Source organism: Streptacidiphilus sp. ASG 303 (assembly GCF_020991365.1).
In the GTDB taxonomy this organism is placed as follows: Bacteria; Actinomycetota; Actinomycetes; order Streptomycetales; family Streptomycetaceae; genus Peterkaempfera.
On record NZ_JAJLRA010000009.1, the window covers coordinates 1 to 26,324 of the forward strand.

18 protein-coding genes and 4 pseudogenes are annotated in these 26,324 nt (G+C 72.8%); 9 read left to right on the forward strand and 13 right to left on the reverse strand.

The window, feature by feature from the left end; genetic code table 11:
- Nucleotides 1–486: 486 nt before the first annotated feature.
- From LO771_RS14155 to LO771_RS31650, 3 genes and pseudogenes are all read left to right on the forward strand, one after another.
- Nucleotides 487–3,039: a DEAD/DEAH box helicase gene (locus tag LO771_RS14155; RefSeq protein WP_230652593.1), complete on the forward strand. Its 2,553-nt coding sequence runs from the start codon at nucleotides 487–489 to the stop codon at nucleotides 3,037–3,039.
- A gap of 174 nt (nucleotides 3,040–3,213) precedes the next feature.
- A pseudogene (locus tag LO771_RS14160) lies at nucleotides 3,214–3,435 on the forward strand (transposase); the annotation flags it as partial.
- 48 nt (nucleotides 3,436–3,483) lie between these two features.
- Nucleotides 3,484–4,056: pseudogene (locus LO771_RS31650) on the forward strand (transposase); the annotation flags it as partial.
- Here LO771_RS31650 and LO771_RS31335 read toward each other — a convergent pair.
- From LO771_RS31335 to LO771_RS14185, 4 genes are all read right to left on the reverse strand, one after another.
- Nucleotides 3,957–4,244 carry an SDR family NAD(P)-dependent oxidoreductase gene (locus LO771_RS31335; RefSeq protein ID WP_308188901.1) on the reverse strand — a complete coding sequence of 96 codons (288 nt, stop codon included), beginning with the start codon at nucleotides 4,242–4,244 and terminating at the stop codon, nucleotides 3,957–3,959. The pseudogene LO771_RS31650 and the gene LO771_RS31335 sit on opposite strands and share 100 nt — an antisense overlap.
- A gap of 407 nt (nucleotides 4,245–4,651) precedes the next feature.
- A complete protein-coding gene (locus tag LO771_RS14175; RefSeq protein WP_230652248.1) occupies nucleotides 4,652–5,449 on the reverse strand; it encodes a L,D-transpeptidase family protein in 798 nt (265 codons plus the stop codon).
- 251 nt (nucleotides 5,450–5,700) lie between these two features.
- Entirely contained in the window at nucleotides 5,701–6,918 is a 1,218-nt protein-coding gene (locus LO771_RS14180; protein ID WP_230652250.1) for a CU044_5270 family protein, read from the reverse strand.
- Nucleotides 6,915–7,490 (reverse strand): RNA polymerase sigma factor, encoded by a 576-nt coding sequence (locus LO771_RS14185; protein WP_230652252.1) that lies wholly within the window; start codon nucleotides 7,488–7,490, stop codon nucleotides 6,915–6,917. Before LO771_RS14185 ends, LO771_RS14180 begins: the two co-directional genes overlap by 4 nt.
- Nucleotides 7,491–8,275: 785 nt before the next feature.
- Here LO771_RS14185 and LO771_RS14190 point away from each other — a divergent pair.
- Entirely contained in the window at nucleotides 8,276–12,115 is a 3,840-nt protein-coding gene (locus tag LO771_RS14190) for a S8 family serine peptidase (RefSeq protein ID WP_230652253.1), read from the forward strand.
- A 154-nt stretch (nucleotides 12,116–12,269) separates the two neighbouring features.
- A complete protein-coding gene (locus tag LO771_RS14195; protein ID WP_230652254.1) occupies nucleotides 12,270–13,271 on the forward strand; it encodes a helix-turn-helix domain-containing protein in 1,002 nt (333 codons plus the stop codon).
- 271 nt (nucleotides 13,272–13,542) lie between these two features.
- On the opposite strand, the gene LO771_RS14200 is transcribed toward LO771_RS14195, so the two are convergent.
- Both LO771_RS14200 and LO771_RS14205 read right to left on the reverse strand, forming a co-directional pair.
- Nucleotides 13,543–14,448 carry an RNA polymerase sigma-70 factor gene (locus tag LO771_RS14200; RefSeq protein ID WP_230652255.1) on the reverse strand — a complete coding sequence of 302 codons (906 nt, stop codon included), beginning with the start codon at nucleotides 14,446–14,448 and terminating at the stop codon, nucleotides 13,543–13,545.
- A pseudogene (locus LO771_RS14205) lies at nucleotides 14,445–15,655 on the reverse strand (NAD(P)/FAD-dependent oxidoreductase). Before LO771_RS14205 ends, LO771_RS14200 begins: the two are co-directional and overlap by 4 nt.
- 79 nt (nucleotides 15,656–15,734) lie before the next feature.
- Here LO771_RS14205 and LO771_RS14210 point away from each other — a divergent pair.
- Nucleotides 15,735–16,205: a GNAT family protein gene (locus LO771_RS14210; protein ID WP_308188908.1), complete on the forward strand. Its 471-nt coding sequence runs from the start codon at nucleotides 15,735–15,737 to the stop codon at nucleotides 16,203–16,205.
- Nucleotides 16,206–16,547: 342 nt separating this feature from the next.
- Here LO771_RS14210 and LO771_RS14215 read toward each other — a convergent pair whose 3' ends face one another.
- A complete protein-coding gene (locus LO771_RS14215) occupies nucleotides 16,548–17,990 on the reverse strand; it encodes an aldehyde dehydrogenase (RefSeq protein WP_230652256.1) in 1,443 nt (480 codons plus the stop codon).
- 196 nt (nucleotides 17,991–18,186) lie between these two features.
- On the opposite strand from LO771_RS14215, the gene LO771_RS14220 reads away from it, so the two are divergent.
- Complete coding sequence (locus LO771_RS14220; protein WP_230652594.1) at nucleotides 18,187–18,465, forward strand: TetR family transcriptional regulator; 279 nt, start codon at nucleotides 18,187–18,189, stop codon at nucleotides 18,463–18,465.
- Between the two features lie 502 nt (nucleotides 18,466–18,967).
- Here LO771_RS14220 and LO771_RS14225 read toward each other — a convergent pair.
- The gene (locus LO771_RS14225; RefSeq protein WP_230652257.1) at nucleotides 18,968–20,449 is read right to left on the reverse strand and encodes an MDR family MFS transporter; all 1,482 of its coding nucleotides are present in this window, start codon (nucleotides 20,447–20,449) and stop codon (nucleotides 18,968–18,970) included.
- A gap of 233 nt (nucleotides 20,450–20,682) precedes the next feature.
- On the opposite strand from LO771_RS14225, the gene LO771_RS14230 reads away from it, so the two are divergent.
- Complete coding sequence (locus LO771_RS14230; RefSeq protein WP_230652595.1) at nucleotides 20,683–21,171, forward strand: TetR/AcrR family transcriptional regulator; 489 nt, start codon at nucleotides 20,683–20,685, stop codon at nucleotides 21,169–21,171.
- 58 nt (nucleotides 21,172–21,229) lie between these two features.
- Here LO771_RS14230 and LO771_RS14235 read toward each other — a convergent pair whose 3' ends face one another.
- From LO771_RS14235 to LO771_RS14250, 4 genes and pseudogenes are all read right to left on the reverse strand, one after another.
- Nucleotides 21,230–21,520 carry an HAD-IA family hydrolase gene (locus tag LO771_RS14235; protein ID WP_255744339.1) on the reverse strand — a complete coding sequence of 97 codons (291 nt, stop codon included), beginning with the start codon at nucleotides 21,518–21,520 and terminating at the stop codon, nucleotides 21,230–21,232.
- Nucleotides 21,521–21,540: 20 nt separating this feature from the next.
- Entirely contained in the window at nucleotides 21,541–21,915 is a 375-nt protein-coding gene (locus tag LO771_RS14240; protein WP_230652261.1) for a hypothetical protein, read from the reverse strand.
- Nucleotides 21,916–22,123: 208 nt separating this feature from the next.
- Nucleotides 22,124–22,345: pseudogene (locus LO771_RS14245) on the reverse strand (transposase family protein); the annotation flags it as partial.
- A 228-nt stretch (nucleotides 22,346–22,573) separates the two neighbouring features.
- Nucleotides 22,574–23,278: a DUF4232 domain-containing protein gene (locus tag LO771_RS14250; protein WP_230652263.1), complete on the reverse strand. Its 705-nt coding sequence runs from the start codon at nucleotides 23,276–23,278 to the stop codon at nucleotides 22,574–22,576.
- Between the two features lie 297 nt (nucleotides 23,279–23,575).
- On the opposite strand from LO771_RS14250, the gene LO771_RS14255 reads away from it, so the two are divergent.
- A complete protein-coding gene (locus LO771_RS14255; protein ID WP_230652265.1) occupies nucleotides 23,576–25,885 on the forward strand; it encodes a helix-turn-helix domain-containing protein in 2,310 nt (769 codons plus the stop codon).
- 25 nt (nucleotides 25,886–25,910) lie between these two features.
- Here LO771_RS14255 and LO771_RS14260 read toward each other — a convergent pair whose 3' ends face one another.
- Entirely contained in the window at nucleotides 25,911–26,189 is a 279-nt protein-coding gene (locus LO771_RS14260; RefSeq protein WP_230652267.1) for a transposase, read from the reverse strand.
- Nucleotides 26,190–26,324 lie beyond the last annotated feature (135 nt).

The following is a 26,324-nucleotide window of genomic DNA, read 5'->3' on the forward strand; positions in this document are numbered from 1 at the left end:
GCCGGCCGCTTCGCGGCCGTCCCGGCGGGGAGCTCCGCTTCGCTGCGCACCCCGCTGCTGACGTTCCCGCACCGCTACTGCCTGGGGGTGGTACTGGCCGGTGGCGTCGGCCCTCCGCTTCGCTCCGGGCCGTGGGCTGGCTGGGAGGGGGTGACCCGCTGCGTGCCGGGGGCGCCTGGAGTGGTGACGGGCTGTCAGGTTGTCTTGTGCGATCCTGCCTCACTCGGGACCCGTCAGGCCGCAGTGCCGGTGTATCATTTTAAGGCGTCACCAAATCCCGCCTCACCGCTCCCCTGCCCCCGGGCTTCATGCCCTATCTTCGACAGATGCCCGCCTCTTCTCCCGTCGACTCCTGACGGCTTCTTCGGTGCCGAAGGATTAGCCGGTTTCACCCGCCTGCCCGGTGTATCAGAAATGCCTGCCGACGAAACCCGGGAAACGTGCTGTGCGGTCCCGGATGGACGAGGGGAAAAGCTGGTGACCATCATGCTCGACGGCCTCGGTGATCCTGCGCCGTACCACCGGGTGCGGCTGCGCGGCCACCAGGAGGAGGCGGTGGCCGCGATCGTGCGGGCGCTGACCCCGGCCCCGGGCACGGGGGTGCCGGCAGGCGGGCTGCGAGCCACCGTCCAGATGGCCACGGGGTCCGGGAAGAGCTTTGTGGGGGCGGTGGCCGCAGCCCGGCTGGCGCCGCGGGGGCCGGTGCTGGTGGTGGTGCCCACCCTGGACCTGCTGACCCAGATGATCGGGGCGTGGCGGGCGGCCGGGCGCCAGGGTGAGGCGTATGCGGTGTGCTCGCTGGGGCGGGGCGAGGTGCCGGCCGGGGTGGGGGTGAGTACGGCGCCGCTGATGGTGGCGTACTGGCTGCGGGCCCGCAGGCGGTCGGTGCCGGTCACCCTGTACGCCACCTACGCGAGCGTGGGGGCGGTGGCGGACGCCTACGCGGCGGCCGCGGGGCGCGGGGAGGCGCTGGCGCCGTTGGAGCTGATGGTGTGTGACGAGGCCCACCGCACCTCGGGGTCGCTGGCGAAGCGGTGGGCGGTGGTGCACGACCAGACCGCGATCCCCGCGGTGCGCCGGCTGTACATGACGGCCACCCCCCGGGTGTGGGAGCCGCCCCGCTTCCGGGGCCGGGAGGGCGCAGCCCAGCCGCTGGGCGAGGGGATGGTGTGCTCCATGGACGATGCGGCCCTTTACGGCCGCACCGTCTACTGCCTGGGCTTGGCGGAGGCGATCGACCGGAGGTTGCTGGCGCCGTTCGAGGTGGTGGTGCTGGAGTTGCGGGCGCCCGAGCAGCACGCGGACCTGGCGGCGCGGCAGCCGGTGCCGTGGGGTCCGGGGGTGGGTGAGGACGAGGGCGGTGAGGAGGACGAGGTGCGGCCGGCGCGGGTGGCGGCCATCCAGGCCGGCCTGCTGCGGGCCGCCGCCGAGCGTGGGCTGCGGAAGACGATCACTTTTCACAATCGCACGATCGAGGCCCGGTACTTCTCGGAGACGCTGAACCAGACCGCGGAGCGACTGTGGCTGGAAGACCCCGGCACATACCATGAGGAAGTGTGGGCGCAGTGGCTCGCCGGCGAGCACGACCCCGATTTCCGGGCGGCCATTATCCGCGAATTCGCGCATGCCGGCGAAGGTGACGGAATCCCGTACGCCGTGATGTCGAATTGCCGGGTCCTGGGGGAAGGGGTCGACATCCCGGCGGCGGACAGTGTCCTCCTCCAGGGGCGCGGGTCGATGGTGGACATCGTGCAGGCCATCGGCCGGGCCCTGCGGATGCAGCCCGGGGAGGGCAAAACGGCGTCGTTGATCGTGCCGGTGTTCCTGGCCGACGGCGAGGAGCCCGGTGACCTTCTCGGCTCCCGCAGCTACGAGCCGCTGGTGAGGATCCTGACGGCGATCCGGGCGCACGACGCGAAGGTCGTGGAGATGCTCGCCGTGCCCCAGCGGTCCGGGAGGCGCACCACCGGGCGCAGCGCCGAGTCGGCTGTGGCTCCTGGTCAGGGTGCTCAGGGGGAGGTTGGGGGTGTGGTGTCGTTCACGCTGCCGGTGCGGTTCCAGACCCCGCCGGACCCGGATGTCCTGGCGCTGTTCGTGAACCTGCGGGTGCTGACCGGGGAGAGTCAGTACTGGCGTGAGGGGATCGCCGCCGCCCGCGCCTGGCACGCCGAGCACGGGGGTCTGGACGTGCCCTACTCCGGTGTGGTCGGGGAGTTTCCGCTGGGCCGGTGGCTGTCGGAGAAGCGGGCGGAGCATGCTGTGGGGACCCTCGCCGGGCATCGCGTGCTCATGCTCGAGCAGCTGGGGATGATGTGGGATGTGGGCGATGTGCGGTGGGCGGCCGGGCTGGACTGGGCGCGGGAGTGGGCCGCCGCCCATCACGGCAGCCTCGCGGCTCCCGCGCGGGCCTGGTTGGGCGGGTATGCGGTCGGGGCGTGGCTGGCCGCCGCCCGGGCCGCCGCCGCCCGGCCGGTAGGGGCGCCTGGGACGCTGCCGGCCGGGCGGCGCCGGCAGCTGGAGGCGATCGACCCGTGGTGGTGCCCCGTCTGGGGCGTTGCGTGGCAGCGCGCCTACACCGCGGCGCGGGCGTGGTGGCTCGCCTGCCGGGGCCGGGTCGACTGGGCCGCCCTGCCGGCCGAGGCGGCCGTCGACGGGGAAGCGATCGGGCGGTGGGTGGCGGCGCAGCGCGCCGCCTGGTCCGACCTGGACCCTGGGCAGCGGGAGCTGCTGGCCGCCCTCGGCATCGAGGAGGACCCGCAGGCGGCGCGGGAGCGGGCACGGCGGGTGGCGAAGGCCGCCGCCCGGCCGGGCCTGAGCCGCGAGCAGCGCTTCGCCCAGGGCTTGGAGGCTGCCCGCGCGTTCCACGCGCGCGAAGGGCACCTGCGGGTCCCCCGCGCCCACCAGGAGCCCGTGACGGGCCCGGACGGCGGCGTGACGACGGTGGCGCTGGGGGTGTGGGTCAACAACACCCGCGCCCGCCGCGACAAGCTCAGCCCCGAGCAGACGGCCGCCCTGGACGCCCTCGGCATCCGCTGGTAGACGCGGGTCAGGAGTGAGGCGGGAGCGGGCGCCGGCAGGGCGGCCCGCCCCTTGTCCGTCGTCACGCCGCCGGACGGGAGCCGAGCGGGTTGGGACCACCCCCCGCAGGCGCGGAGAGCGGTGCACACGGCCCGCCCCCGGGCCCGTGTGGGTGAGACCATCCCCGCGGGCGCGGAGATCCGCCGCATCGTCTGCACCACGAACGCGATCGAGTCCGTCAACGCGCGGATCCGCAAGGCGGTGCGGGCCCGGGGGCACTTCCCCAACGAGCAGGCGGTGCTCACGTGCGTCTACCTGGCCGTGATGAGCCCGGACCCGACCGGCCAGGGACGCAAACGCTGGACGATGCGCTGGAAGCCCGCCCTGCAGGCCTTCGACATCGCCTTCGACGGCCGACTCTCCATCGGCCGCCGGCAACTCGCACAACCCGAGTTACACCGCTGGCTGCAGACCCCCTTCGCGGCGCAGTTCGTCGATTTCGTCGCCGAGGAGACCGGCGGAGGTCCGCGGACCCAACCGGACGACTCCGCCGCCTTCGTGGACGCGGCCCTGCACGTGACGGACGGGAATCCGCTGCTGCTCGACGCTCTCCTGCGACTTGGGTCGGGTGCTCCCGGGGTCCTCGGTTCGTGGGCGGGCAGGGACGGGTCGGTAGCCGCGGCGCCGGATGCGGGACTACGTGCGTGGGCTGCTGGGCCAGGTGGGCCGCAGGAACAGCCGGCAACCGGCCGAGCGTGCCGGCCATTGGTCGCCGCACAGGTGGCAGCATCTGCTGTGCTGGGCCGGTGGGACGCCGACGGTGTCCGCGATGACCTGCAGGAGTATGTTGCCGGGCGACTCGGCGAGCCGGACGGCGTTTTGATCATCGACGATACCGGCTTCATCAAGAGGGGCACCATCTCCGCCGGCGTGCAGCGTCAGTGCTCCGGAACCGCAGGACGCACGGAGAACTGCCGGATCGGCGTCTTCGCGGCCTGCGCCAGTCGCAAGGGCCATGCGGCGCCGCCGTCCGTCGCCGTCTTGCGCTCCAACTCAGCGGCGGGTTCGGCACCGGACAGGCAGGAGAAGGCGACGCGGGTCCCGTCGGCGAGGAGGCGTTCGACCATCGACCGGCCGATTCCGCGGGGCCCACCGGTGACGATGGCGCCCATGCCGTGCAGCTTGGGCACGACGTCCGCGCTCCGGCGGTGAGTGCTGGTGTTCATGGTTCCTCTCTGAGCAAGGTCGTCATCGACGTGTTCCCCCGGCGGCGATGTCAGGAGGGTGTGTCCAGGGCCTCGGGCGACGATGTGCTGCTCGCGTTGCCGACGGGCCGGGCCGGGCCGAGGACCGCGGAGGGACGGGAGCCCGGCGGTTTGCACGCCCTGCTGCGGGCGGCACCTACGACGGTGAACCCGGTGCCCGTGAACGGTCGTTCCAGCTGTGGCGCGGGACCTTCGACGCGGGGTGCCATCCGGCGCATTCCCCTCCCCAGGACGGCGGGGAAGGCCGGAAGGGACCCGGGCAGCCGCCTCGGCCGCCGGCGGCAGGCGAAGCCGCAAGGAGCGGGGGCGGCGTCCGGAGCGCCGCGGCCGGAGCCGGGCCGTCGAGCATCGGTGGCCCGTCGCGACGATCAGCGGGCGAGGGAGGCCGCGTCACCCATGACGGCCACGGGGTGATCCGCGGGATCAAGCGTGCGCAGCAACTCCCGCATGTGGGCCTTCGAGAGGCTGATGCAGGCGTGTGTGGGGCCGCCGTGGTCGACGTGGATCCATATGCCCCCGCCGCGGCTCGCCCCCATGGGCTTCGTGCCGTCCATCGGTGAAGTTCCCGGCTGCCGGTTGTAGTTGAGGGCGATGACGTAGTCGAGGGCCCCGGCCAGCGGCTCGCCTTCGAAGCCGGTGCCGCTGGCCGAGAAGGCACCGGACTGGTGGTAGGGCAGCTTGGCGCCCGGATCGGCCAGTCGTCCGCCGGCGTCGGTGAGGCCGAACACCCCTATGGGACTGTGCAGATCGCCTTCGTAGTGTTTGTCCATCCAGCCCTTGTAGCCGTTGTGGGCCGCCCACACCTCTCCGCGGCGCCAGCCGCCGTCGGCACGCTGCCAGAGCACCACCCGCGAGGACGACGAGTTCTTGCCGGTTCCCGTGACGACGACGACCTGCCGGGTGTTGGCCGGGATGCGTGCCAGCGTCTTCGGGCCGAGCCCCGGCAACTGGGCGGGCAGTTGGGGCCGTGACTGAGCCGTCGCCGGCGGAGCGGCGGACGCGGGCGCCGACTCTCCGGTCGCCGCTCCGTGGGCCCGGACGGCGTTCGTGCCCTGGAAGTGGGTCCCAGAGGCGTCGCTGTCGGCCAGCTGGTGGTACGTGGTGAGCCCCAGCGCGGAGACGACGAGTGCTGCCGTCGCTGAGAGATGGACGATGTTCGGGCGCACGAGTATCGGCTTTCTCGGGAGGTGCGGGGAGGTTCGAGGAGGTGTGGGGAGGTTCGAGGAGGTGTGGGGAGGCACAGGGAGGTGCGAAGAGCCCCGGGCGGGGGCGTGCGGTGCCGGACGGCCGGTTGCGGCCGCTTGTTGCGCGGCAGGGGAGCAGGCTCCGGCCGTGCCTCCGGAGCCGCGCCCCTGGCGGGGGGCGCGGCCCGGCGGTGTGGTTCTCGTGACTGCCCGACGGTGCGCGGGCGCCCGGATCAGCCGTGGGCGTTCTTCGGCACGATGATCTGGTGTTCGCTCCAGCCCATCCGGCTGGTCGCCTGGTAGGTGACCACGGTGCCCGCCGTGAGGCCCGTCGCCTCGGCCTTGGCCGAGGGGTCGACGAGCAGGAGTTCGTCGCTGAGCATGTCACCGGTGGCGGCGTCGATGACCAGCTGCTGCTGCGTGGTCCCGAGCGCCGTGCGGTAGGTGCCGGGGAACTCCACTCCCACGCCCTCGCGTCCCAGCGGGTCGGTGACGTGACCGATCACCCGGACTCCGGGCAGACCGGCCATCACCCGGTACGCCGCCGCCCGGACGGCGGGCTTCACGGGCATCGTGACGAGGTTGCCCGCCTGGCGCAGTATCCAGGCGCTGCGCCCCCGCGCGCCGGCGTCTGCACCGTTGTCCTGGGCGTACAACTCCTCCAGGTGGCGGCGCAGTCCAGCGCTGGTGGAGGGCAGCGCCTGCAGGTCCTTGTAGGAGACGTTGTCCGGGCCGACGGCGTAGATCTTGCCGCCGGTGTTCGTCCGCAGGACCGTCGGCCGTCCGGTCCCCATCTTGAAGACGATCGAATGGGAACCGGTCGGCTTCCAGACCTTGAGCTGCACCGTGCGGGGCGAACCCGCCGCCTGCCACGCCGCCTTGTCCGCCGGCGTCCGCGGCTCGGTCTCGGAGTCCAGCCCGGAGACGATCAGACTCTTCGTCCCGGGGCGCACACCCACCGACCAGTTCTCGGTGGACGAGGTGCGCACGGCGAAGAGCCGTCCGTTCGCCTCGGCGACGTCCACGTACTGCGCGTGCGTGGTGGTCTGCCAGTACGTCCCCTTTGCGGGCGAGGCTTCGGCCTTCATGGCCGCGCTGAGCAGTTCGACACGGCCGTCGACCCGCATGTCCGTGGCCCCGCCCGGTGCCTGGGCCTCGGCGGAGGTCCGGGGCCGCGCCGCGGACCCGTCGGCCGGTGCCTGCCGGTCGAAGGTGGCCACGGACACCACCACGGAGGCCGCCACCGCTGCGAGGGCGGCCGTTCTCACCGGACGGAAACGCAGGGATCGGCGCGGCACACGCCCGTCCACGGGCCAGGCGACGATGCGTGCGAGGTCCCGCTGTTGCCGCGCAGCGTTGGTCAGCCGTGCCGGGTCCAGCTCATCGGGCCGTGCGTCCGCGAGCACTTGCATGATGTCGGGTCGCTTCGACCGGTGCTGTGCGTTCTTCATGCGGCTGCTCCTTCGCAATGCGGTCGGGGGGTGCCGACGGCGTGTGCCGACGCTGCCTCGGACGGCTCGGACGCCTGCGCCGCCTCCAGGGCCTTCTCCAGGCGCCGGCGCGCACGGTAGAGGCGCACGGCCAGTGCTGCGCTGGTGCATGTGAGGACCTGGGCGGCTTCCTTCGTGCTCAGGCCGTGCCAGGCGATCAGGGTCAGCAACTCCCGGTCGCTCTCCGGTAGACCCGCCAGGGCCTGCAGCGCGATTTGCCGATCGGCGACCACCGTCGCCACGTCACCGGCCTGGTCCTCGGCGCTGCCGGCGATGCGCCGTGCTTCCTCAGCAGCGAGGAGGTACCGCAGGGTGTCACGGCGGCGCATCTCCCGCACCAGGTTGCGGGTCACCCCCAGCAGCCACGGCAGGGTCGGGAGGGGGACGTCGCCGTGGATCCGCCGCCAGGCGATGGTGAACGTCTCGCTGGTGATGTCCTCGCCCACCTGGCGTCCCACCAGGCTCGTGGCATAGGCGAGGACACGCGGGTAGCACTCCTCGTAGATCTCGTGGAAGCGCTCGGCAGGTGTCACGAGCACCCCCTCATCTCGGCTTTCATACCTGGAAATGCGAGCAGCGGCCCTCTTCTTACGGGCAGGGCACGAAAGTCTCGTGTGATCAACGTCGCATTCCGGCGGGTGTCGCACGTACGCACACGTCCGGTTGGACCCCGGGGTGACCCGTCTCGTTGGGGTCGATGCAGACGCGTCCCCGTGGAGCCATCGGGCTTGATGGGGCGGTGCTCCGGGCGCCGCCCCGGCTGATGCGTCCTCGTCGGAGACCCGCAGCCGTGGTCAGGATGCGCCGGCTCGGGTGGCGGACGCGGTGGCGAGCGCCTTCAGCGCGGGCCAGTCCACCTGCGGCCGGTCCAGGTTGCGCTTGCGGAGGCAGCTGTTCGCCCCCCGACGGCTCGATGGCGCGGTGGGGCACCGGCAGCCAGCCGTCGTCGCCGGACCGCCGCAACTGGCCCCGCACCAGTGCGTTGTGCAGGCCGGCGAGCCGGTCGTCGTGGTGGTGCACGAGCAAGGAGGCCGGACCGGCCGCCACGTCGACATCGTCGGCGGTTTCCGCCGGGAATCCCTCGGGCGGGGCCGGGCGCCGGCGGCCCCGGGCGCGGCGAGCCGTCCTGGTCCTGGGGTGGTGGTGCGGCCCGCACTCCACGGGGCGTCCGCAGGCCCGGTATGCGGGCGCGAGCTGCGGTGTGGCGCCGTTGCGACATGTCGCAGCTGTGCCACCGGAGGCCGGTGACATGCCCGGCGCGGCGGCGGATTCTGTCGGACGGCACGTGAACACCCGTTGTACGAGAGGTGCTTGGACGATGGCATGGATCCGCCTGACGGCGGCGATATCGACAGGGCTGCTGCTGGCCGCGGGAGGCGTGCCGTCCGCGTTCGCCTCCGCGTCCCCGGCCGGTGCGGCGGCGCCGGTGGGCGGTGGCGGGGAGCCGGCCGCGAGCGTGCGGCTGGTGACCGGTGACCGGGTGACGGTGACGTCCGGGCCCGACGGGCGGCGTACCGCGTCGGTGGAGCCGGGGCCGGGGCGGCGGGGGATCGTCTTCCGCACCTTCGAGCAGGACGGCGGCGCCCTGACCGTGCTGCCGTCGGACGCCGCCGGCCTGGTCGCCGCCGGGACGCTGGACCGCCGTCTGTTCGACGTCACCGGTCTGATCGCGCAAGGGTACGACGAGGCCGGCGCCTCCGCGCTGCCGCTCATCGTCTCGGCCGCGCCGGTCCGCGACGTGGCCAGGACGACCGCGCAGAGCAGGAGGGCCGCGGCGGCCGTCGCGGACCGGGTCGCCGCGTTCAACGAGCCCTCGGCTCCCGAGCGGCGTCTGGACAGCATCGGGGCGCGCTCGCTGCGCGTCGCCGACGACGACCTCGGCGCCTTCTGGAAGACGCTGCGGCCGGGTGGTGCCGAGGGCGCCGCCCGTGTCGCGGCGACCCCGCGCATCTGGCTGGACGGCCGGGTGGCGCCGGTCCTGGACCGCAGCACGGCGCAGATCGGCGCGCCGACGGCGTGGAAGGCCGGGTACGAGGGCCAGGGCGTGAAGGTGGCCGTCCTGGACACCGGTGTGGACACCGGCCACCCGGACCTGGTCGGCCGGATCGCCGGGTCCAAGGATTTCTCCGGCAGTACCGGCATCGAAGACCACTTCGGTCACGGCACGCATGTCGCCTCGATCGTGGGTGGCAGCGGTGCGGCGTCCTCCGGTGCGCGGCGTGGCGTCGCCCCCCGGTGCGAGCTGTTGATCGGCAAGGTGCTGGGCGACGACGGCTACGGCTCGGAGTCGCAGGTCATCGACGGTATGGAGTGGGCGGCCGCCGAGCACGCCGAGGTCGTCAACATGAGCCTGGGCTCGGACGCCTCGACGGACGGCACCGATCCGATGAGCCAGGCCGTCAACACGCTCTCCGCGTCGGGTCAGACCCTGTTCGTCGTCGCCGCCGGCAACAACGGTGAGCAGGGCGACTCCACGATCGGCTCCCCCGGTGCGGCCGACGCCGCGCTGACCGTCGGCGCCGTCGACCGCGACGACTCCCTCGCCGGCTTCTCCAGCCGCGGCCCCCGCCTCGGCGACAAGGCCGTCAAGCCCGACGTGACCGCGCCCGGTGTCGACATCGTCGCCGCGCGCGCCTCCGGCACGACGATGGGCGAGCCGGTCGATGCCGACTACACCGCCGCCTCGGGCACATCGATGGCGACCCCGCACGTGGCGGGCGCCGCCGCGCTCCTGGCCCAGCAGCACCCGGAGTGGAACGGGCGGCAGCTCAAGGACGCCCTCATCAGCACCGCGCGCACGGTGCCCGGCACCAAGGTGAACGGGCAGGGCGGCGGCCGCATCGACATCCCCGCGGCCATGGGCCCCCTCACGGCCACCGGCACCGTCACCCTGCCCGCCCTGCACACCGACGGCGCCGGCGGACAGGCACAGGCGGCGACCCTGCACTACACCAACACCGGTGACCACGCACTGGACCTGAAACTCTCCGTCACCCTGGCCGACGCCGACGGCGACGCCCTGGCGGCCGACGCGGTCACACCCGCCGCCGACACCGTGCACCTGGCCCCCGGCGCCGTCGCGGACGTGCCGCTGCGCACGGACCCCGCCCACGCGGCCCGCGGCTACTACTACGGCTACGCCACCGCGACCGGCGCCGACGGCGCCGTGCTGGCCCACACCACCCTCTTCCTCGCGGTGCACGCGCCCGAGCACCGGATCACCGTGGTGGCCCGCGACCGCGACGGCAAGGTGATCCCCTACGCCGCGCCGACGATCTGGGGCGCCGACGGCTTCGCGCCCTACACCAGCGTCGAACCGGCCGTCGCCGTCGTGGAGGAGGGCACCTACCAGCTCAGCTTCGGCACGCTGGACGACGCCGCCGACGGCCAGGAACTGCGCGAGGTGGTCGATCCGCAGGTCGAGGTCACCAAGGACATGACGGTGACGCTGGACGCCTCCAAGGTCACCGAGGTGAAGATCCGCACCCCCCGCCCCGCCGAGCAGCGCGGCATCCTCAGCTACCAGACCTACCGCCGCATCTCGGGCAAGGGCCTGATCCAGGGCGTGATGTTCTTCGACGTCGGCAAGCGGCTCTACGTCAGCCCGACCGCCCAGGTCACCGACGGCACCTTCGAGTACGCCTCCCGCTGGCAGCTGACGGCCCCTCAGCTCAGGGCGGAGGTCTCCGGCAGCTCCCGGTTCACCCCGTACTACCTGGCCGCCTCCCCGGTCTTCGACGACAAGGGCGTACGGCTGACCGCGGTGGACGCAGGCGCCGGCACCGCCGCCGACCTCGAGGCCGCCAAGGTGCGCGGCAAGCTCGCCGTCATCCGCTACGACTTCGGGGACGACACCGCCCTCGCCCAGGCCGCCGCCCACGCCGGCGCCAAGGCGCTGATGCTCGTCATGCCCGAGGGCTTCTACCCGTGGACGCGGTGGGCCCCGGACGGGGACCGGCTGGCCCTGCCGGTCATGCGCGCCGGCACGGTGGAGGGCACCGCCCTGCTCGAGCAGGCCGCACAGCGCACCACGCGGGTGCACTTCACCGGCACGGTGCGCAGCCCCTACCTCTACGACGTGATGCAGGTGTCCAGGGGACGCATACCCCAGCACCTGGTGCACACCGTCTCCGCCCGCGAGAGCGCCGTCGTCACCAGCACCTACACCCGCACCGGTGCGTCGGCCTGGGGCAGCGAGCAGCGTTTCGGGTGGCGGCCGTACCAGGCCATCGCGTGGAACCAGTACACCCGCGACGTGCCCGTCGGCTTCAAGCGCGTGGAGTACGTGAGCGCCGGGGACACGCTGTGGAGCCACACCGTGCACCACGACACCGTCACCAGCCGCGACTTCCCCCTTCTGGCCGGCATGCGTGACGCCGCGCACACCTACCGGCCCGAGCAGGCGGCCGCCGAGCGCTGGTTCGCGGCGGCGGTGCGCCCCGCCCTCCCGCAGGGCGTGGCCGGCTGGCCGTCCTCGGCACGCCACGGCGACACCCTCTCCTTCCACGTCCCGGACTTCACCGACGGCGACGGCCACTGGTCGTTCGCCGAGAGCTCCGACTTCGGCGGCATCGGCTTCAGGGAGCCCGACGCGGGGGACACGGCCGTGGCCGAGCTCTACCGCAACGGCGAGAAGGTGGCGCGGTCCACCGCCGGCGCCTGGGGCGACTTCGAAGTGGCGGCGGGCATGGCCGACTACCGGCTGGACCTGCGGACCGCTCGCACCTCCGGCAACTGGCGCTTCGCCACGAACACCACGACGTCCTGGGCGTTCCGTTCGGACACCGCGGCCGACGTGGCCCTGCTCCCGCTGCTCGACGTCGACTACGCCGTGCCGGTGGACGCGAACAACGCGGTCGGCCCGCAGCGGGCGCACACCTTCGGGCTCGACGTCCGGCTGCCCGACGGACTGCCCGCCCCGCGCGGGGTGAAGCTCACGCTCGAGGCCTCCTACGACGACGGACGGACCTGGGCAACGGCCGCCACCGCCGGGCAGGGCGGCGGCGGGCACTTCACCGCCACGGTCGAACGGCCCTCCCGGTCCCACGGCGATGCCTTCGTGACGCTGCGGGTGACCGCGACCGACGCCGCCGGCGACAGCGTCCGGCAGACGATCGACCGCGCCTACCTGCACCGCGGCAGCGACTCGAGGCGGTGACGGCGGGCACACCACGCTGCTGAGACCGGCGGGCGTCGGGGTGAAGGAGCCCCGGCGCCCGTCGGCGTTTGTGCACACACCCATGCCTGATACAAACTTCAACGACCCTGGTCCGAACGTCGAGGACCGGACGACGGCGAGAGGAGTTCCGGGGATGCTCGAGGCGGCAGGCCTGACGGCGATCGAGGAAACCGTCTACCGCCTCCTCGTCGGCACCGCCACCGCCTCGGCCCACGAGATCGCCGACCAGACGGGCCTGCCCTACGAGAGCGTCGAGTTCGCCCTGACGTCCCTGCGCGGCAAACAACTCGCCAGTCCCACCGACCACGACCCCCTCCACTACGCCGCCGTGCCGCCCGACGTGGCGCTGCTGCCCCGCCTGCAGCAGCACGCAGACGCGCTCGACAAGGCCCGCACCGCCGTCACCGACCTGCTGGACAGCTACCGCAGCGCACGCCGCCGCGAGGACGCCGACCAGCTCATCGAGGTGATCACGGGCTCCGAGGCGCTGCGGCAGCACCTGCGGCAGATGCAGGACAACGCCCGCCACGAGATGCTCTGGTTCTGCAAGGCCCAGTACGTGGCCATGCCCTCGGGCACCAACCGGGCCGAGTACGACGCGCTCGCCCGCGGCGTGCGCTACCGCGTCCTGTACGAGCGGGCGTTCTTCGACGACGAGGGCGCCATCGACAACGTCGTCGCAGGCGTCCGCGCCGGCGAGAGCGCCCGCAGCGTGCCCCATCTCCCGCTGCGCCTGGCCGTCGCCGACCGCGCCATCGCCATCTGCCCGCTCGTCCCCGGCGGGCCCCAGGGCGCCCCGAGCCAGCCGACTGCGGCCCTCGTCCGCGGCAGCAGCCTCCTGGAGGCACTCACGTCCCTGTTCGAACGCTACTGGGAAACCGCCGTCCCGCTCGCCGTCAGCAGCTCCGGCGACGTCCACGGCATCAACGACTCCACGGACGGCGGTCTCCTCTCCGAGAGCGACCGTCGACTCCTGTCACTCCTCGTCGCGGGCATCGCCGACAAGGCCATCGCCAGTCAGACAGGTATGAGCAGACGCACCGTGCAACGCCGCATCCACCACATGATGACCCTCGCCGGAGCCGCCACCCGCATGCAACTGGCCTGGCAGGCCGCCCGCCGCGGCTGGCTGTGACGACAAGAGCCCGTGGCCTGACATCCGACACCTGTCAACCGCTGGTGCGGGGACACCACCGCCGGTCACACGCCGGAGGGCCGGCGCCCCGTCAAGCGTCCCGGGCCTCGCGTGGAGGAACCCGCGACCACCTGGCCCCAGAGCTCGCCGGAACTCGCCGTCCCACGCGGGCCTGCCGGCCCACAGGTGGCCACCCCGACGGGTCACCCGGTGAGCGGGCCATCGTGAACCGGCCTTCGGCTGCCGCCGGAAGGCGGTGGCAGCCCGGCGCTCACCGCGCCGTGACGTCGTGGGCCGTGCCGTTCGTGACAGCCTGCAGTTTGTCGGGGTTCGCGACGTTGTGGATGGCGGTGATACGGCCGTCGGCGGCGAAGTCGAAGGTGACGGTGGCGATCACCCGGCCTGGGGCGCTGAACACCATGCCCGGACCGCCGTTGATCTCGACGAGCTCGGCGCTCATGCCGGCGGGCTGGACGCCCTCGTAGGTGAGCGTGCCGATGGCGGCGAACCACGAGGCCACCGTCTGCGCCCCCACGACCGGCTTGAGCGCCTGACGCACCTTGCCGCCGCCGTCGGTCCACAGAGTGACGTCCGGGGACAACAGCTCCATCAGGGCATTGATGTCACCGCCGGTCGCCGCGGCGAAGAACCGCTCGGTGACCTCACGCCGCCGGCCGCGGTCGGCGGCGAACCGGGGCCGCCGGGCCCGTACGTGCCCATGCGCACGGTGTGCGGCCTGCCGGACCGCCACCTCGGAACGTTCCACCGCCTGCGCGATCTCGGCGTGGCTGAAGCCGAACACCTCCTTCAGCACGAAGACCGCGCGCTCCAGCGGGCTCAGCGTCTCGAGCACCACCAGCATCGCCATCGACACCGACTCGGCGTCCGTGACGGCGTCGGCGGTGTCACCGCTGGTGAGGATGGGCTCGGGAAGCCATGGGCCGACGTAGTCCTCGCGCTTGTGCCGGGTGGAACGCAGGCGCTCCAGGGCCAGGTTGGACACGATCCGCGTCAAGTACGCCTTGGGATCGGCGACGTGGGAACGGTCGGCGAATGACCACTTGATCCAGGTGTCCTGCACCGCGTCCTCGGCGTCAGCGGCGGAGCCGAGGAGGCGGTAGGCCACGGAGAACAGCAACCTGCGGTACTCATGGAAGACCTGCTCGTCGGCGCTCACTCGGCACCTGCTGCGCGGCGGGTGAAGCGACCGCCGTGCGGCCAGAACGCGCCCGAGGCGGGCATCTTCTTCATACGGCCGAAGGTCGGCCAGGGCGAGGCGCTCACCGTCTCCTTGTACCGGGCGGCCGGCCGACCGGTCAGATGAACGCGTCGCGGACTGTCGTCGGGGCGGGTGAACTGCACCACGGCGTCATGGCGGCCCAGGCTCACCGGTGTGTGGTAGTAGCCGAAGCGGAACCGCTTGGGCCGCTTGCCCCCGAGCATGCGGACGATGGACACCGCGGCGTGCACCCCGGTCGGCATGCCGCTCTGGCAGGTGCCGTGCATGACGCCGTACCCCTGACGGATCGCCGCGGCGTCACCGACGGCGAACACATCGGGGTGCGACACCGAACGCAGCGCGTGGTCCGTGACGACGCGGCCGCGTTCGTCGACGGCCAGTCCGGCGGCGGCAGCCAGGGGCGACATCCGCGTACCGCTCGTCCACAGGACGACATCGGCGGCAATGCTCTCGGCCCCCGCCAGTTCGACCGACCCGGGCAGCACCTTCACCACCTCGACTCCGTGGCGCACCGTGACGCCGAGGCAGCCGAGCGCCGACTGCAGATACGTCCTGGCCCTCGCGTTCATGGCCGCACCGGGTTCGTCCCGGCCCAGCAGGACGACGTTCAGCTCGGGGTGCCGCTCGGCGATCTCGGCGGCCGACTCGACGCCGGTCAGACCGCTGCCGGCGACCACCACGGTGCCGCCGCCGAGCCGCTCCAGCCGGTCCGCCAGCGCCTGGGCGTCCTGGACACTGCTGAGGGTGTACGCGTGCTCATCGACGCCCGGCACCGAGGCGGTGTCGGCCACGCTGCCCAACGCGTACACGAGCGTGTCGTACCGAAGGATTCGGTCGTCGTCGATCCGCACCGTCCGCGCGTCCGCGTCCACCGCCGTCACCCAGCCGCACACGAACCGCGCACCCGTCCCCTCCAGCAGGCGCGGAACGCTCAACTCGGCGAGCTGCTGACCGGTCGCCGTCATGTGCAGCCGCAGCCGCTCGACGAACCGCTCCTGCGCGTTCACCAGGTCACCTGCACGTCCTCGTGCCGCTTGACCCGGGACGGGAGCTGTACGGCCGCGGACATGCCCGCATACCCCGCGCCCACAATCACCACGCGGTGCGCGGTGGCCGCCGCGCCCATTCCGTGCCGTGCTCTCATCATTTCGTTCTCCTCCACCGGGCTCTTGGCTCTTGGTCTGGCTCTTGGCTCTTGGCTCTTGGCTCTTGATGGCCAGTGGATGGAGGCTGCGGATCAGTCCGTGACATCCCATCGATGTGGCGTGCGCCACAGCGGTCCTGATGGCTTGAGCACCCCGTGCCGAGCCCGCCGGCACGCGAAAAGCGTCGGCCCCAGCTCCTCCCCGCGACTACGGTGCTGCTGGTGGAGGGTCGCCGGCGAGGCCCTGCTCTGGGGCATCGACACACACAACCGGACGGCTCACATCGGGGTCGCCCTGCGCCCCGCGTTCCGCGGCCACGGGCTCGGCGTCGATGTGCTGCACACACTGTGCGAGTACGGATTCGCCGTACGCGGACTGCAGCGCCTGCAGATCGACACCCTCACGGACAACACCCCGATGCTCGCGGCGGCAACCAGGGTCGGGTTCACGCGGGAGGGAACGCTGCGACGTTCCTCCTGGGTGTACGGCACATACGTGGACGAAGCCATCTTCGGCCTCCTCGCCGACGAATGGACGCCCCGGAGATGAGCAGCTCGAGCCCGACCCCGCGGTAGAGATGTGGACAGGTAAGGGTGAGAGACGACTTCGGCGAAGCCCAGCCGTCCCGGAGCGTCGGCGACCGCACCTGCCGGCCACTGCAGCGTGCGGGCCTTGGGCGGCGGACAGGAAGTAGATCTGCTCGTCCGACTGGCGCGTCGAGGCCGGCGAGGACGGCTTGTCCCGGGTCGACGCCTGAGTCCCGGGCCGGACAAACCGCGCGCAGGGGGGCGAGGGGCGGAGAGGGGTAGCGCTTCCCGCCCCTCCCCCAAGCCCCCGACCTCCCGCGGACGCCGGCCGGCGGTTGTCGCTGTGGGCTGCGTCCGAGGAGGGTCAGACGGTGATGGTCTTGTACTCGGTGTAGGTGCCGAGGCCGACCGCGCCGTACTCGCGGCCGATGCCGCTGGCCTTGAAGCCTCCGAAGGGGCCGTCGAAGGCGATCGATGCGCCGTTGACGGTGACGGTGCCGGTGCGTACGCGGCGGGCGACCGCGAGGGCGTGCGCCTCGTCGGAGGACCAGACGCCGCCGGACAGGCCGTACTCGGAGTCGTTGGCGATGCGGACGGCGTCGTCCTCGTCGTCGTAGGCGATGACGACCAGCACCGGGCCGAAGATCTCCTCCTGGGCGATCCGCATGGAGTTGTCGACGTCGGCGAAGACGGTGGGGGTGACGTAGTTGCCCTTCTCCAGGCCCTCGGGGATCTGCGGGCCGCCGGTGACCAGGCGGGCGCCTTCCTCGATGCCGAGCCGGATGTAATCGCGCACGCGCTCCTGCTGGTCAGGGCGGATCATCGGACCGATGAACGTGTCGGGCTCGTTCGGGTCACCGACCTTCAGCGACTCCACCAGCTCCTTCAGCGCCGTCACCACCTCCTCGTACTTCTCCCGCGGGGCGAGGATCCGGGTCTGCGCGATGCAGGACTCGCCGTTGTTGAGCAGGGAACCGAACTTCAGGCCCGCGACGGCCTTCTCGATGTCGGCGTCCGGCAGGATGATGGCGGCGGACTTGCCGCCCAGCTCGAGGCTGAACCGCTTGAGCTGCTCGCCGGCAATCGAGGCGATGCGGCGGCCCGCACGCGTCGAACCCGTGAAGGCGATCTTGTCGACGTCCTTGTGCGAGATCAGGTACTCGCTGGTCTCCCGGTCGGCGGGCAGGACGCTGACGACCCCCTCGGGCAGGCCGACCTGCGCCAGCAGCTCGGCCAGGAAGCCCATGCTGAGCGAGTTCTCCGGAGACACCTTGAGAACCACGGAGTTCCCTGTCACCAGGGCAGGGATGATCTTCGACGTGGCCGAGGAGAACGGCGAGTTCCAGGGAATCACCGCGGCCACCACGCCGACCGCTTCGCGGCGTACCACGCTGCGGGTCGGGGAGGACGGGTCGGAGGGAACAAGGGTCTCCTCCCAGTCGAACTCCTCGGCGGCCTTGAGGTAGGCGTTCGCCTGCCGGGTCAGGCCGGCCTGGCCGGCGCGGGTGAACCAACCGGCGGAGCCGTTCTCCAGCGAGATCAGGTGGGCGATCTTCTCCGCGTTCTCCTCCCGCAGGGCGTTGAACCGGCGAAGAGCCGCGATCCGCTCGGCGGGCGGGGTCAGCCGCCACTCACCGGAATCGAAGGACGCCCGGGCCGCAGCGACCGCGCGGTCGATGTCGGCCGGCTGCGCCTGGGCCGCGCGGGCGACCACGGACCGGTCGTGGGGTGAGGTGATGTCGAGCAGCTCGCCACTGCTCGGCTCGACCCAGGAACCTCCGATGAAAACCCGGTCGTAGGTGATCATGTGCTGCCTCTCTCTTCCGCTTGCTCCGTACAGTTCGACGACTGCAATCAAATGCTACTTCACTGTAGCACTTATTAGCAGTATGAGCACATTGATGTGGTACTCAAGCGACGTAATATTCGCATCCGCGACACTCTGGGTCATGAGGGCCGAGGCAACCCGCAGACTCGAAGCCGTCCCGCCCACCGGGGCACGCATGCCGGCCGCCGACCCCGGCGCGAGCATCGCGGCGGAGGCGGGCGTGGACCGGCGTACCGTCCACCGGCGCTTCGCCGGCCGCGAGGACCTGCTCGCGGCCATCCACGAGTCCCGCGTCTTTGCCGTCGAAGAGGCCGACGGGCCCGGCCCGGCCGGGCGAGGCGCCCGTCGCCGTCGCCCTGCACCGCTACGTCGAGGGCGTCATCGCCGTGAACCGGACCTGGCCCGTCGGCCTTGCCCGCTTGCTCGCCGACGGCACCATCCGCCGACGCCGTGACGCCTGCATCGCCGAGGTGGCCGCCTTTGCGGAGCAGGCCACGAGCGAGGGCCTCCTCAGCCGGGACCAGCGGGAGCGACGGGCGGGACCACTGCTCCCCGAACCGGTGCACCTGGCGGCACACCAGCAGACCCACCCCACCCCCGGCCCGAACGCCCGACGTGGTGGTCGACACGTTTCCACGCGGGATCGGCACGCCCCGCCGGCGGATCCAGGAACAGGCGCAGCAGGCACGACTTCCCGGCGGCCGGGGCAGCGCAGTCGCGCAAGGCGCATGCAAGGGCCGAACCCCTTGCGGGGGGCCGGCGGCAAACCTGAACGCACTCCGGAACTGTGGCCCCTGGGCCCGCCACGGCGCGATCCGCACCCGGCACCTGGTCGCGGCGCACGGGTGAGCCCGGCAGCACGCCGAGCACGAGCGCGGGCGCCCGGCCATGCGCCGCCGGCCGGCGCCCGGTGAGTGCGGCGGCCGGTCGAGGACTGGTGAGCGAGGCCGGAGGGGTCAGGCGGCCGAGACGGGATCCTTGGCGGGCGCGGGGTCGGAGGCGGGTGTCGGTTCGGCGGTCCTCCGGGCCGGCTTGAGGAAGAGGGCCAGGCCGATGCCGACGGCGAGGGCCGGGGCGATCCGCAGGTATCCCATGGCGGTGGCGTGGGCGAAGGCGTCCAGCGCGGTGTCGCGCACGGCGGCGGGCAGCAGGCCGATGGTGTCGGGGCGGGTGGCGTCGAAGCCGCCGGTGGTCGGCAGGTCGTGCGTGCGATCGGCGAAGCCGGTGTTCAGCAAGGTACCGAAGACGGCGACTCCGAAGGCCGCGCCGATGGAGCGGGCGAAGGTGACGACGGCGCTGGCGGCGCCGAGGTCGGCGGTCGGGACGCTGTTCTGAACGGTGGTCAGCACGACCATGGGGATCATGCCGATGCCGACACCGGTGATCAGGAAATAGACGCTCAGCAGCAGGGTGCCGGTGGCGGCGCCGATGGTGCCCAGCAGGAGCAGTCCGGCGAGGTTGGCGACCAGCCCGGCCAGCAGGATCGTCCGGAGCCGGTCGACGTGCGCCGCCCAGCGCCCGGCCAGGGACTGGCTGATGACCAGGCCGGCGACCAGAGGCAGCATGTGGATGCCGGAGAGGGTGGCCGAGACTCCGTGAACGATCTGGAGGTAGGTCGGCAGGTAGACCAGGGCGGCGAACATCGCGGCGTTGGCGAGAAAGCCGATCAGCGAGGAGAAGACCACGGTCCGGGAGCCGAGCACGGCCGGCGGCAGGACAGGGGCGGTGGCCCGGCGCTCGACAGGGACCAGTGCGGCGGCCAGCGCGACGGTGGCGACGATCAGGGCGATGCCGGCCGGCGATCCCCAGCCCCAGCGCTCGCCGAACGACGTGAGCAGAACCAGGCCGGTCGCGATGGCGGCGAGGACGGTCGCGCCGAAGTAGTCGATGCGAGCCTTGACGCCACGCCGGGCCGTGGGCAGCGCGCGGGAGGCGACGGCCAGGGCGACGATGCCGACGGGCAGGTTGATCAGGAAGGCCCACCGCCAGGACAGCTGGTCGGTGAAGACCCCGCCCAGCAGGGGGCCGACGATGCTGGCCACGCCGTAGACGGAACCGAACATGGCCTGGTACCGGCCGCGCTCGGCCGGGGCGGCGATGTCACCGACCAGGGCGAAGGTCAGCACGATCATGCCGCCGCCGCCCACGCCCTGCAGGACCCGCGCGCCGATCAGTTCGGGCAGGTCTTGTGCCAGGCCGCAGGCGATCGAGGCGATCAGGAAGACGGAGGTCGACGCGAGGTAGAGCCGCTTGCGGCCGAACATGTCGCCGAGCTTGCCCCACAGCGGCGTCACGGCGGTGGAGGCGAGCAGATACGCGGCGCTGACCCACGCGATGTCGTCGAACCCGTTCAGGTCCTGCGCCATCCGGGGCAGTGCGGTCGAGACGATCGTCTGGTCCAGGGCCGCCAGGAGGACCGCGAGGATCAACGCGCTCATGGCGGCGGCCACACCACCTGCCTCGGGTACTGCCGACTCGTGTGCCTTCGGCATCGCAACGCGCCTTTCGGAGAGCAATCTTTAAATGACACTTTAATGTAGCACTTAAGTTCGCAAACTGCACACAGAGGTGGCAATAGTTGTGTCAGGGTGCACAGTCGCCCACTAGACTCGGCGTCGTGAGAGCCGACGCAGCACGCAACCTCGAAGCCGTCCTGACCACCGGAGCGCGCATGCTCGCCGCCGACCCCGGCGCGAGCATCGCGAGCATCGCGGCGGAAGCGGGAGTGGACCGGCGCACGGTCTACCGACGCTTCGACTCCCGCGAGGCCCTCCTCGCCGCCATCTACGAAGCCCGCCTCACCGCCATCGAGGACGCCATCGAGGACGCCCGGCTGCGCGAGGCACCCGTCGCAGTGGCTCTGCACCGCTACGTCGAGAACGTCATCGCCCTGAACCGCACCTGGCCCGTCGACCTCGCCGACATGCTCGCCGACGACAGCGTCCGCGTCCGCCGTGACGCCGCCGTCCGCGAGGTCGACGCGTTCCTGGCCCGGGCCACCGACGAGGGCCTGCTGCGTGCCGGCCTCCCCGAAGGCTGGGCGAGCGCGCTGCTTCCCCAGGTGGTGCACCTCATCTCACGGCAGCAGCCCGAGCTGAGCCCCGGGCAGGCAGCGGACGTCGTCGTCGACACTCTCCTGCACGGCCTGGGGACACGCTGACGCACGGGTGCCCGGGACCACCTGTCCAGGTGGTCCCGGGCACCCGTGCGTCAGCGTGTCAGGGCGTCAGGGTGTCACCTTGAGAAGTGACCCCATACGGGTCGCCGTCCGTCAGCGGAATGCCGAGCAGGTCTTCCAGCACCGCCACCGTCCGGGCCGGCTCCTTGGCATGGACGGTGGCGCATCCCAGTCCCGCCGCGGGCAGCAGGTACTGCTCGGTGTCGTCCACGAACACGCACTCCTCGGCCCGCAGGCCGAGACCGTCCAGCACGATCTGGAAGATCTCCGGTTCGGGCTTGCGCGTACCGTGCTCCTCCGACAGCACCAGGGCGTCGAAGCGCTCCTCCAGTCAGAATGAGGCCAAGGCGGTCACTCGTCGTCGAGGCGTTGGAGGATCTGGTGGAAGTCGCCGTCGTCGAGCAGGCCGGTGATCACTTGGGTCATGTTGTCGATGCCGGGGTCGCGGACGGTCAAGCCGTCCGAGCACCAGAAGCAGCGGCCGCCCAGGGCCTCGCCGCTCCGGGACCACTTCTCCATCAGGCGCTGGACCTCGGCAACGGTGAAGACCGTCGCGCTCCAGCGCGATCCGTCGACCAAGCGGACTTCGACATCGACGTTGCATACCGCGTGCAGGTCCTCTCCGGCGCCGGGCAGGAAAGAGGCCTCGAAGCGGTCCGTACGGATCCGGTACCAGGGCCCGTCCCACCGCTGTTCGACGCTCCTGGGAGGCACACCGTTGGTCATCGCGTGAGTATCCCGAGCCGGTCCCTGGGATCTCAACCGGCTTCTCGTGACAAGCTCCTGCGCCGTGAACACCGACCTCGTCTCCGATCTGCTGTGGGAGCGCACAGCTCCGCTGCCACCGGAGCCGCCTCCTCGCCGCCGTCGCCACCCAGGGCGGCTGCCGGTGCCGGACCGGATCGCACCGGCAGGCATCGAGGCTTTCCCCACCTCACGCCGAGGTGGCGAGCTCCAGGGCGAGGACGGCCTTGACCAGGTCGGTGATGCGGGTGGTGCTGCAGCGGAGCCCGCGCAGCAGCCGCCAGCTCTTGAGGGTGGCCATGGCCTGCCCGCCGACGGCGCGGATCTTCGCATGAGCGCGGTTGACGGCCTTCTGGCCTGCGGAGAGCTTCTCCCGGCGGCCGCGGCAGGGCACCCGGACGGCCGGGCCGGCATCGCCGCCGCAGCCGGCCGCTGCCGGTCGCGCCCCCGGCGCGGCACCGCTCTCCTCGAGGTCAGCTGAGCTCTCCTCGAGGTCGCCTGCTGAGAACGCATCGTCCCTGCACGTGGCTGTCCTTGCCTGCGTGGAGCGGCCTCGTGCCGCACCTGGTCGATTCGGGGTGCGCCGCCGGTGCGGCCGTGTCCTTCCGCCGTCCGAGGACGCCGCCCCCTTCGGCCGGTCTCAGAAGTCGTCCGCGCCGTTGCGGAGTTCAGGCGTCCAGTAGCCGGTGAGGGTCTTCGCCGGATCGACGGCGACGCCGTCGCTGCCGGGCGCGGTGACGGCGATGACCGTGGAGTCGCCGTCCAGCATGACGGAGAACGCCGACACGGGTTCGTTGTCCTCGTCGACCCCGCCGTCCGACAGCTTCACCAGGGCGTAGGCCGGGGCGCCCGCGGTGAGGACGACCGGCGCGGCGGGCCTGCTCTCGGCGACGGCCGGGACGTCCTGCTTGTGGCTCTCCAGGAACTGGATGTGGGGGAAGCCCGTCAGCCGGCAGGCGTGGCCGGTGGTGTTCTTCGCCGTGAGGACGAGGTGGGTGTAGGGCGGGCCGTCCTGCCTGGCGGCGGTGACCCGGAGGTCGTGCGCGGTGCAGGCCGGGGTGGAGGCGCTGCCCTGCTGGCCGGTCGTACCGGCCGGGCCCGCGGAGGCGCCGCTGGGGCCGGAGCCCGTCGGCTCCGCCGGACCGGCCGGGGCTGTCGCGTCGGATGTCCCGGTGCCCGTGCCGGCCGTCGGCGCGGCGGCCGCCGGGGACGATGCCGCCGGGGCCGAGGCGGTCGGCGCGGACGACGTCGTGCCGTCCCCGCCGCTCTGGCAGGCGGTGAGCGCCAGGGCGAGGACCGTGCCCGCGGCGGCGAGCAGCGTGGAGCGGTGACGCGCAGTGTTCATGGAGGCTTCCCGGTGAGTGGTGCGGGCCGCGGCGCGGTGCCGTCGGCCGATGTGTGCGTGTGCGGGTCGAGGTGGTCGGTCGGTGCCGCCGGTCCGGTGGCCGGACGGCGGGGCGTGCGCGACCGCACGCGGCGTGCGCACCCTGCGGCGGTGCCGGCGGGTGCGTTCGGTGTCTGACCTCAGTCGACCATGTCCGGTCTGCGCCGCCCAGGCGGTTCTTCCGGCAGAAGTACCGTCGGCGATACTTCTGCCGGGGGCTCTCGATCGGGCGGGCCGGACGGATCGGGGACATCGACGGTGCGGGACGGCACGCCTTTCACGGGGGGCTTCGGACAGCGGTTGCGGCAGCTGCGGGTCGGTTCCGGGCTGAGCCGGGAGGCGCTGGCGCATGCGTCCGGAGTGAGCGTCAGGGCGCTGGCCGACATGGAACGCGGACGCACCCGCGGACCGCAGCGCCGTACGGTGCAGGCGCTGGCCGAGGCTCTGGGACTGGCCGGTGACGAGGCGGCGGGCCTGGAGGAGTCCGCCGCCGGGGGCCGTCCGCGCCCCCGGACGGCCCCCGGGCCGGCCGGCTCCGGCCCCTTGGCGCTGCCGCGCGACATCCTGGACTTCACCGCCCGCGGCCCGGCGCTCGCCCGGTTGCTGGAGCTGGCGCAGGCGGCCGGCCGGGGGCTGCCGGTGGTCGCCGTGGTCAGCGGGCAGCCGGGGCTCGGCAAGACCGCGTTCGCGGTGCACGCCGCGCACCGCCTCGCGCCGTACTTCCCGGATGGGCAGTTCGCCCTGGACCTGCACGGCATGGATGCCGAGCCGACGACCCCCGGGGACTCGCTGGCCCGGCTGCTCGGTGCGGTGGGGGTCGCGGATGCGGCCATCCCGGCCGGTACCGAGGACCGTGCCGGGCTGTGGCGGTCCCTGGCCGGTGAGCGGCGCCTGCTGCTGCTCCTGGACAACGCCGCCGCCGAGTCCCAGGTCGCCCCCTTGCTGCCCGGGTCGGGCCCGTCCGTGACGCTGGTGACCAGTCGCCACGCCTTGGCGGGTCTGGAGTCCGTGCACCGTGTCGACCTGGCGCTGCTGCGGCGCGAGGAGGCGGTTGAACTGCTGGCCCGCATCATCGGCCCGGAACGGGTGGCGGCGGAGGCGCAGGCCGCACGCGATCTCGCCGACCTGTGCGGGCACCTGCCGCTGGCCGTCCGGATCGCCGGCCAGCGTTTGATGAGCCGGCCGCACGAACGCCTCGGCAAGCTGGTCGCCCGTCTGGCTGCCGAGGGCCGGCGGCTGGACGGACTGCAGGCCGGAAGCCTACGGGTGCGGGCCGCCTTCGCGCTCTCCTACCGGCAGCTGCCGCCGCGCTCCCGGACGGTGCTGCGGCGCGCGGCGCTGTCGGCGGGGGCGGACTTCAGCCCCGAGACCGCCGCGGTCCTGGCCGGCCTGTCCTACGACGACGCCGTCGCCTGCGCCGAGGAGCTGACCGATGCCGGGTTGCTGCACAGCGATGCGGCCGTCGAGCGGTACCGCTTCCACGACCTGCTCAGGCTCTACGCGGCCGAGCAGGTGGACACCGAGGACGGTCCCGAGGTCCGCGGCGCCGCGCTCGACCGGGCCGCCTCCTGGATGCTGCGCCGCGCCACCGCCGCCGCGCTGCACTTCGACGCCGATCACCAACGGGCCGTGCCGCAGGGCGACCCGGATCCGGAGACGGCGCCCGCCGGCCGGGACGAGGCGCGGGCCTGGCTCGAGGCCGAGCGGGCCCAGTGGCTCGCCGCGCTGCGCCGGGCCCATGGCACCGGCCGTCACCGGCAGGTCGTGGACGCGGCGGAGGCGATGCACTGGTTCTCCGATCTCAACCAGCACTGGGAGCAGTGGGTGGAGGTGTTCCGGCTCTCCGCCGCCTCCGCCCGCCTGCTGGGCAGCAGGCGGGACGAGGCGGTTCACCTCAACTATCTCTCCTGGGCGCACAACTGCTGCACGCACGACGCAGGGGCCGCCCTGAGGAGCGCCGACGCCGCCCTCGCGGCGGCCCGCGAGTGCCGGGACGGGCTCCAGGAGGGCTGGGCACTGGGGTACGGTGCGGGCGCGCTCCAGCGGCAGGGCCGCATTCGGGAGGCCGAGGAGCGGCTGCGCGAGGGGGCACGCTGCCTCTCCAGCGAGAGCTCGCCGCAGGGCCGGCTGGCCGAGCTGACGCTCCTCAACACCCTGGGCACCCTGCTGCGCGAGACCGGCCGGGCGGCCGAGGCACTGGAGCTGCACCACCGCAGCGAACGCATCTGCCGCGCGGGCGTCCCCGGCCGGACGGACGGCGTGATCGGGCTGTACCTCGCCGTCACGCGGCTGCACATCGGCAACGACCTCGCAGCCCTGGGACGCTGGCACGAGGCCGAGGTGACGCTGCGGCAGGCCCTCAGCGCCCTGGAGGCCGCCCAGGTGTCGTCGTGGGCCGAACGGACGCGCCTGCACCTGGGCCGGACCCTCGCCGCCCTGGGGCACCCGCAGGCCCGCGCGACCCTGCGCAGCGCCCGCGACGCGCTGGCCGCCCTGGGCAGCCCGCTGCACGCCGAGGCCGCCGAGGCGCTCGCCTCCCTCGAGGACGCCGGTCCGGCCACCACCTGAGGGTCTGCACGGCCGGCGGCGCAACTCAGGTGGGGGGACGTGCCCGCGGGCCCGGACGCACCTCGCGGATCCGCGCGTGCACGGGCGCGATGGCGTCCGTGGTGCAGTCGATGCGGCGGATCTCCGCGCCGAGCCGCAGGAGGGGCACGAACTCGGCCCGGGCGTTCTCCCGGAGCCGCACGACCGCCGGGTACGTGGCGCCCCAGGCCTCGGAGAACTCCAGGAACCGCTCCTCGGCGGCGTCCTGGGTCGGGGGCGGGTGGGCGGTGCGGGCCGGGCGGCTCGGCAGGGGGCGGGCCGGCATCGTCCGGGTTGTGCCGTCCTCGGACGTTGGCGCCTGCCGGTGCTCGGATGGTGCGTTGCCTCGTGCTGGTCTGCGGGCGGCTGGATACGGTGGCGTGGTGTTCACCGTGGAGGGACGGGACGGCGTCCGCACGCG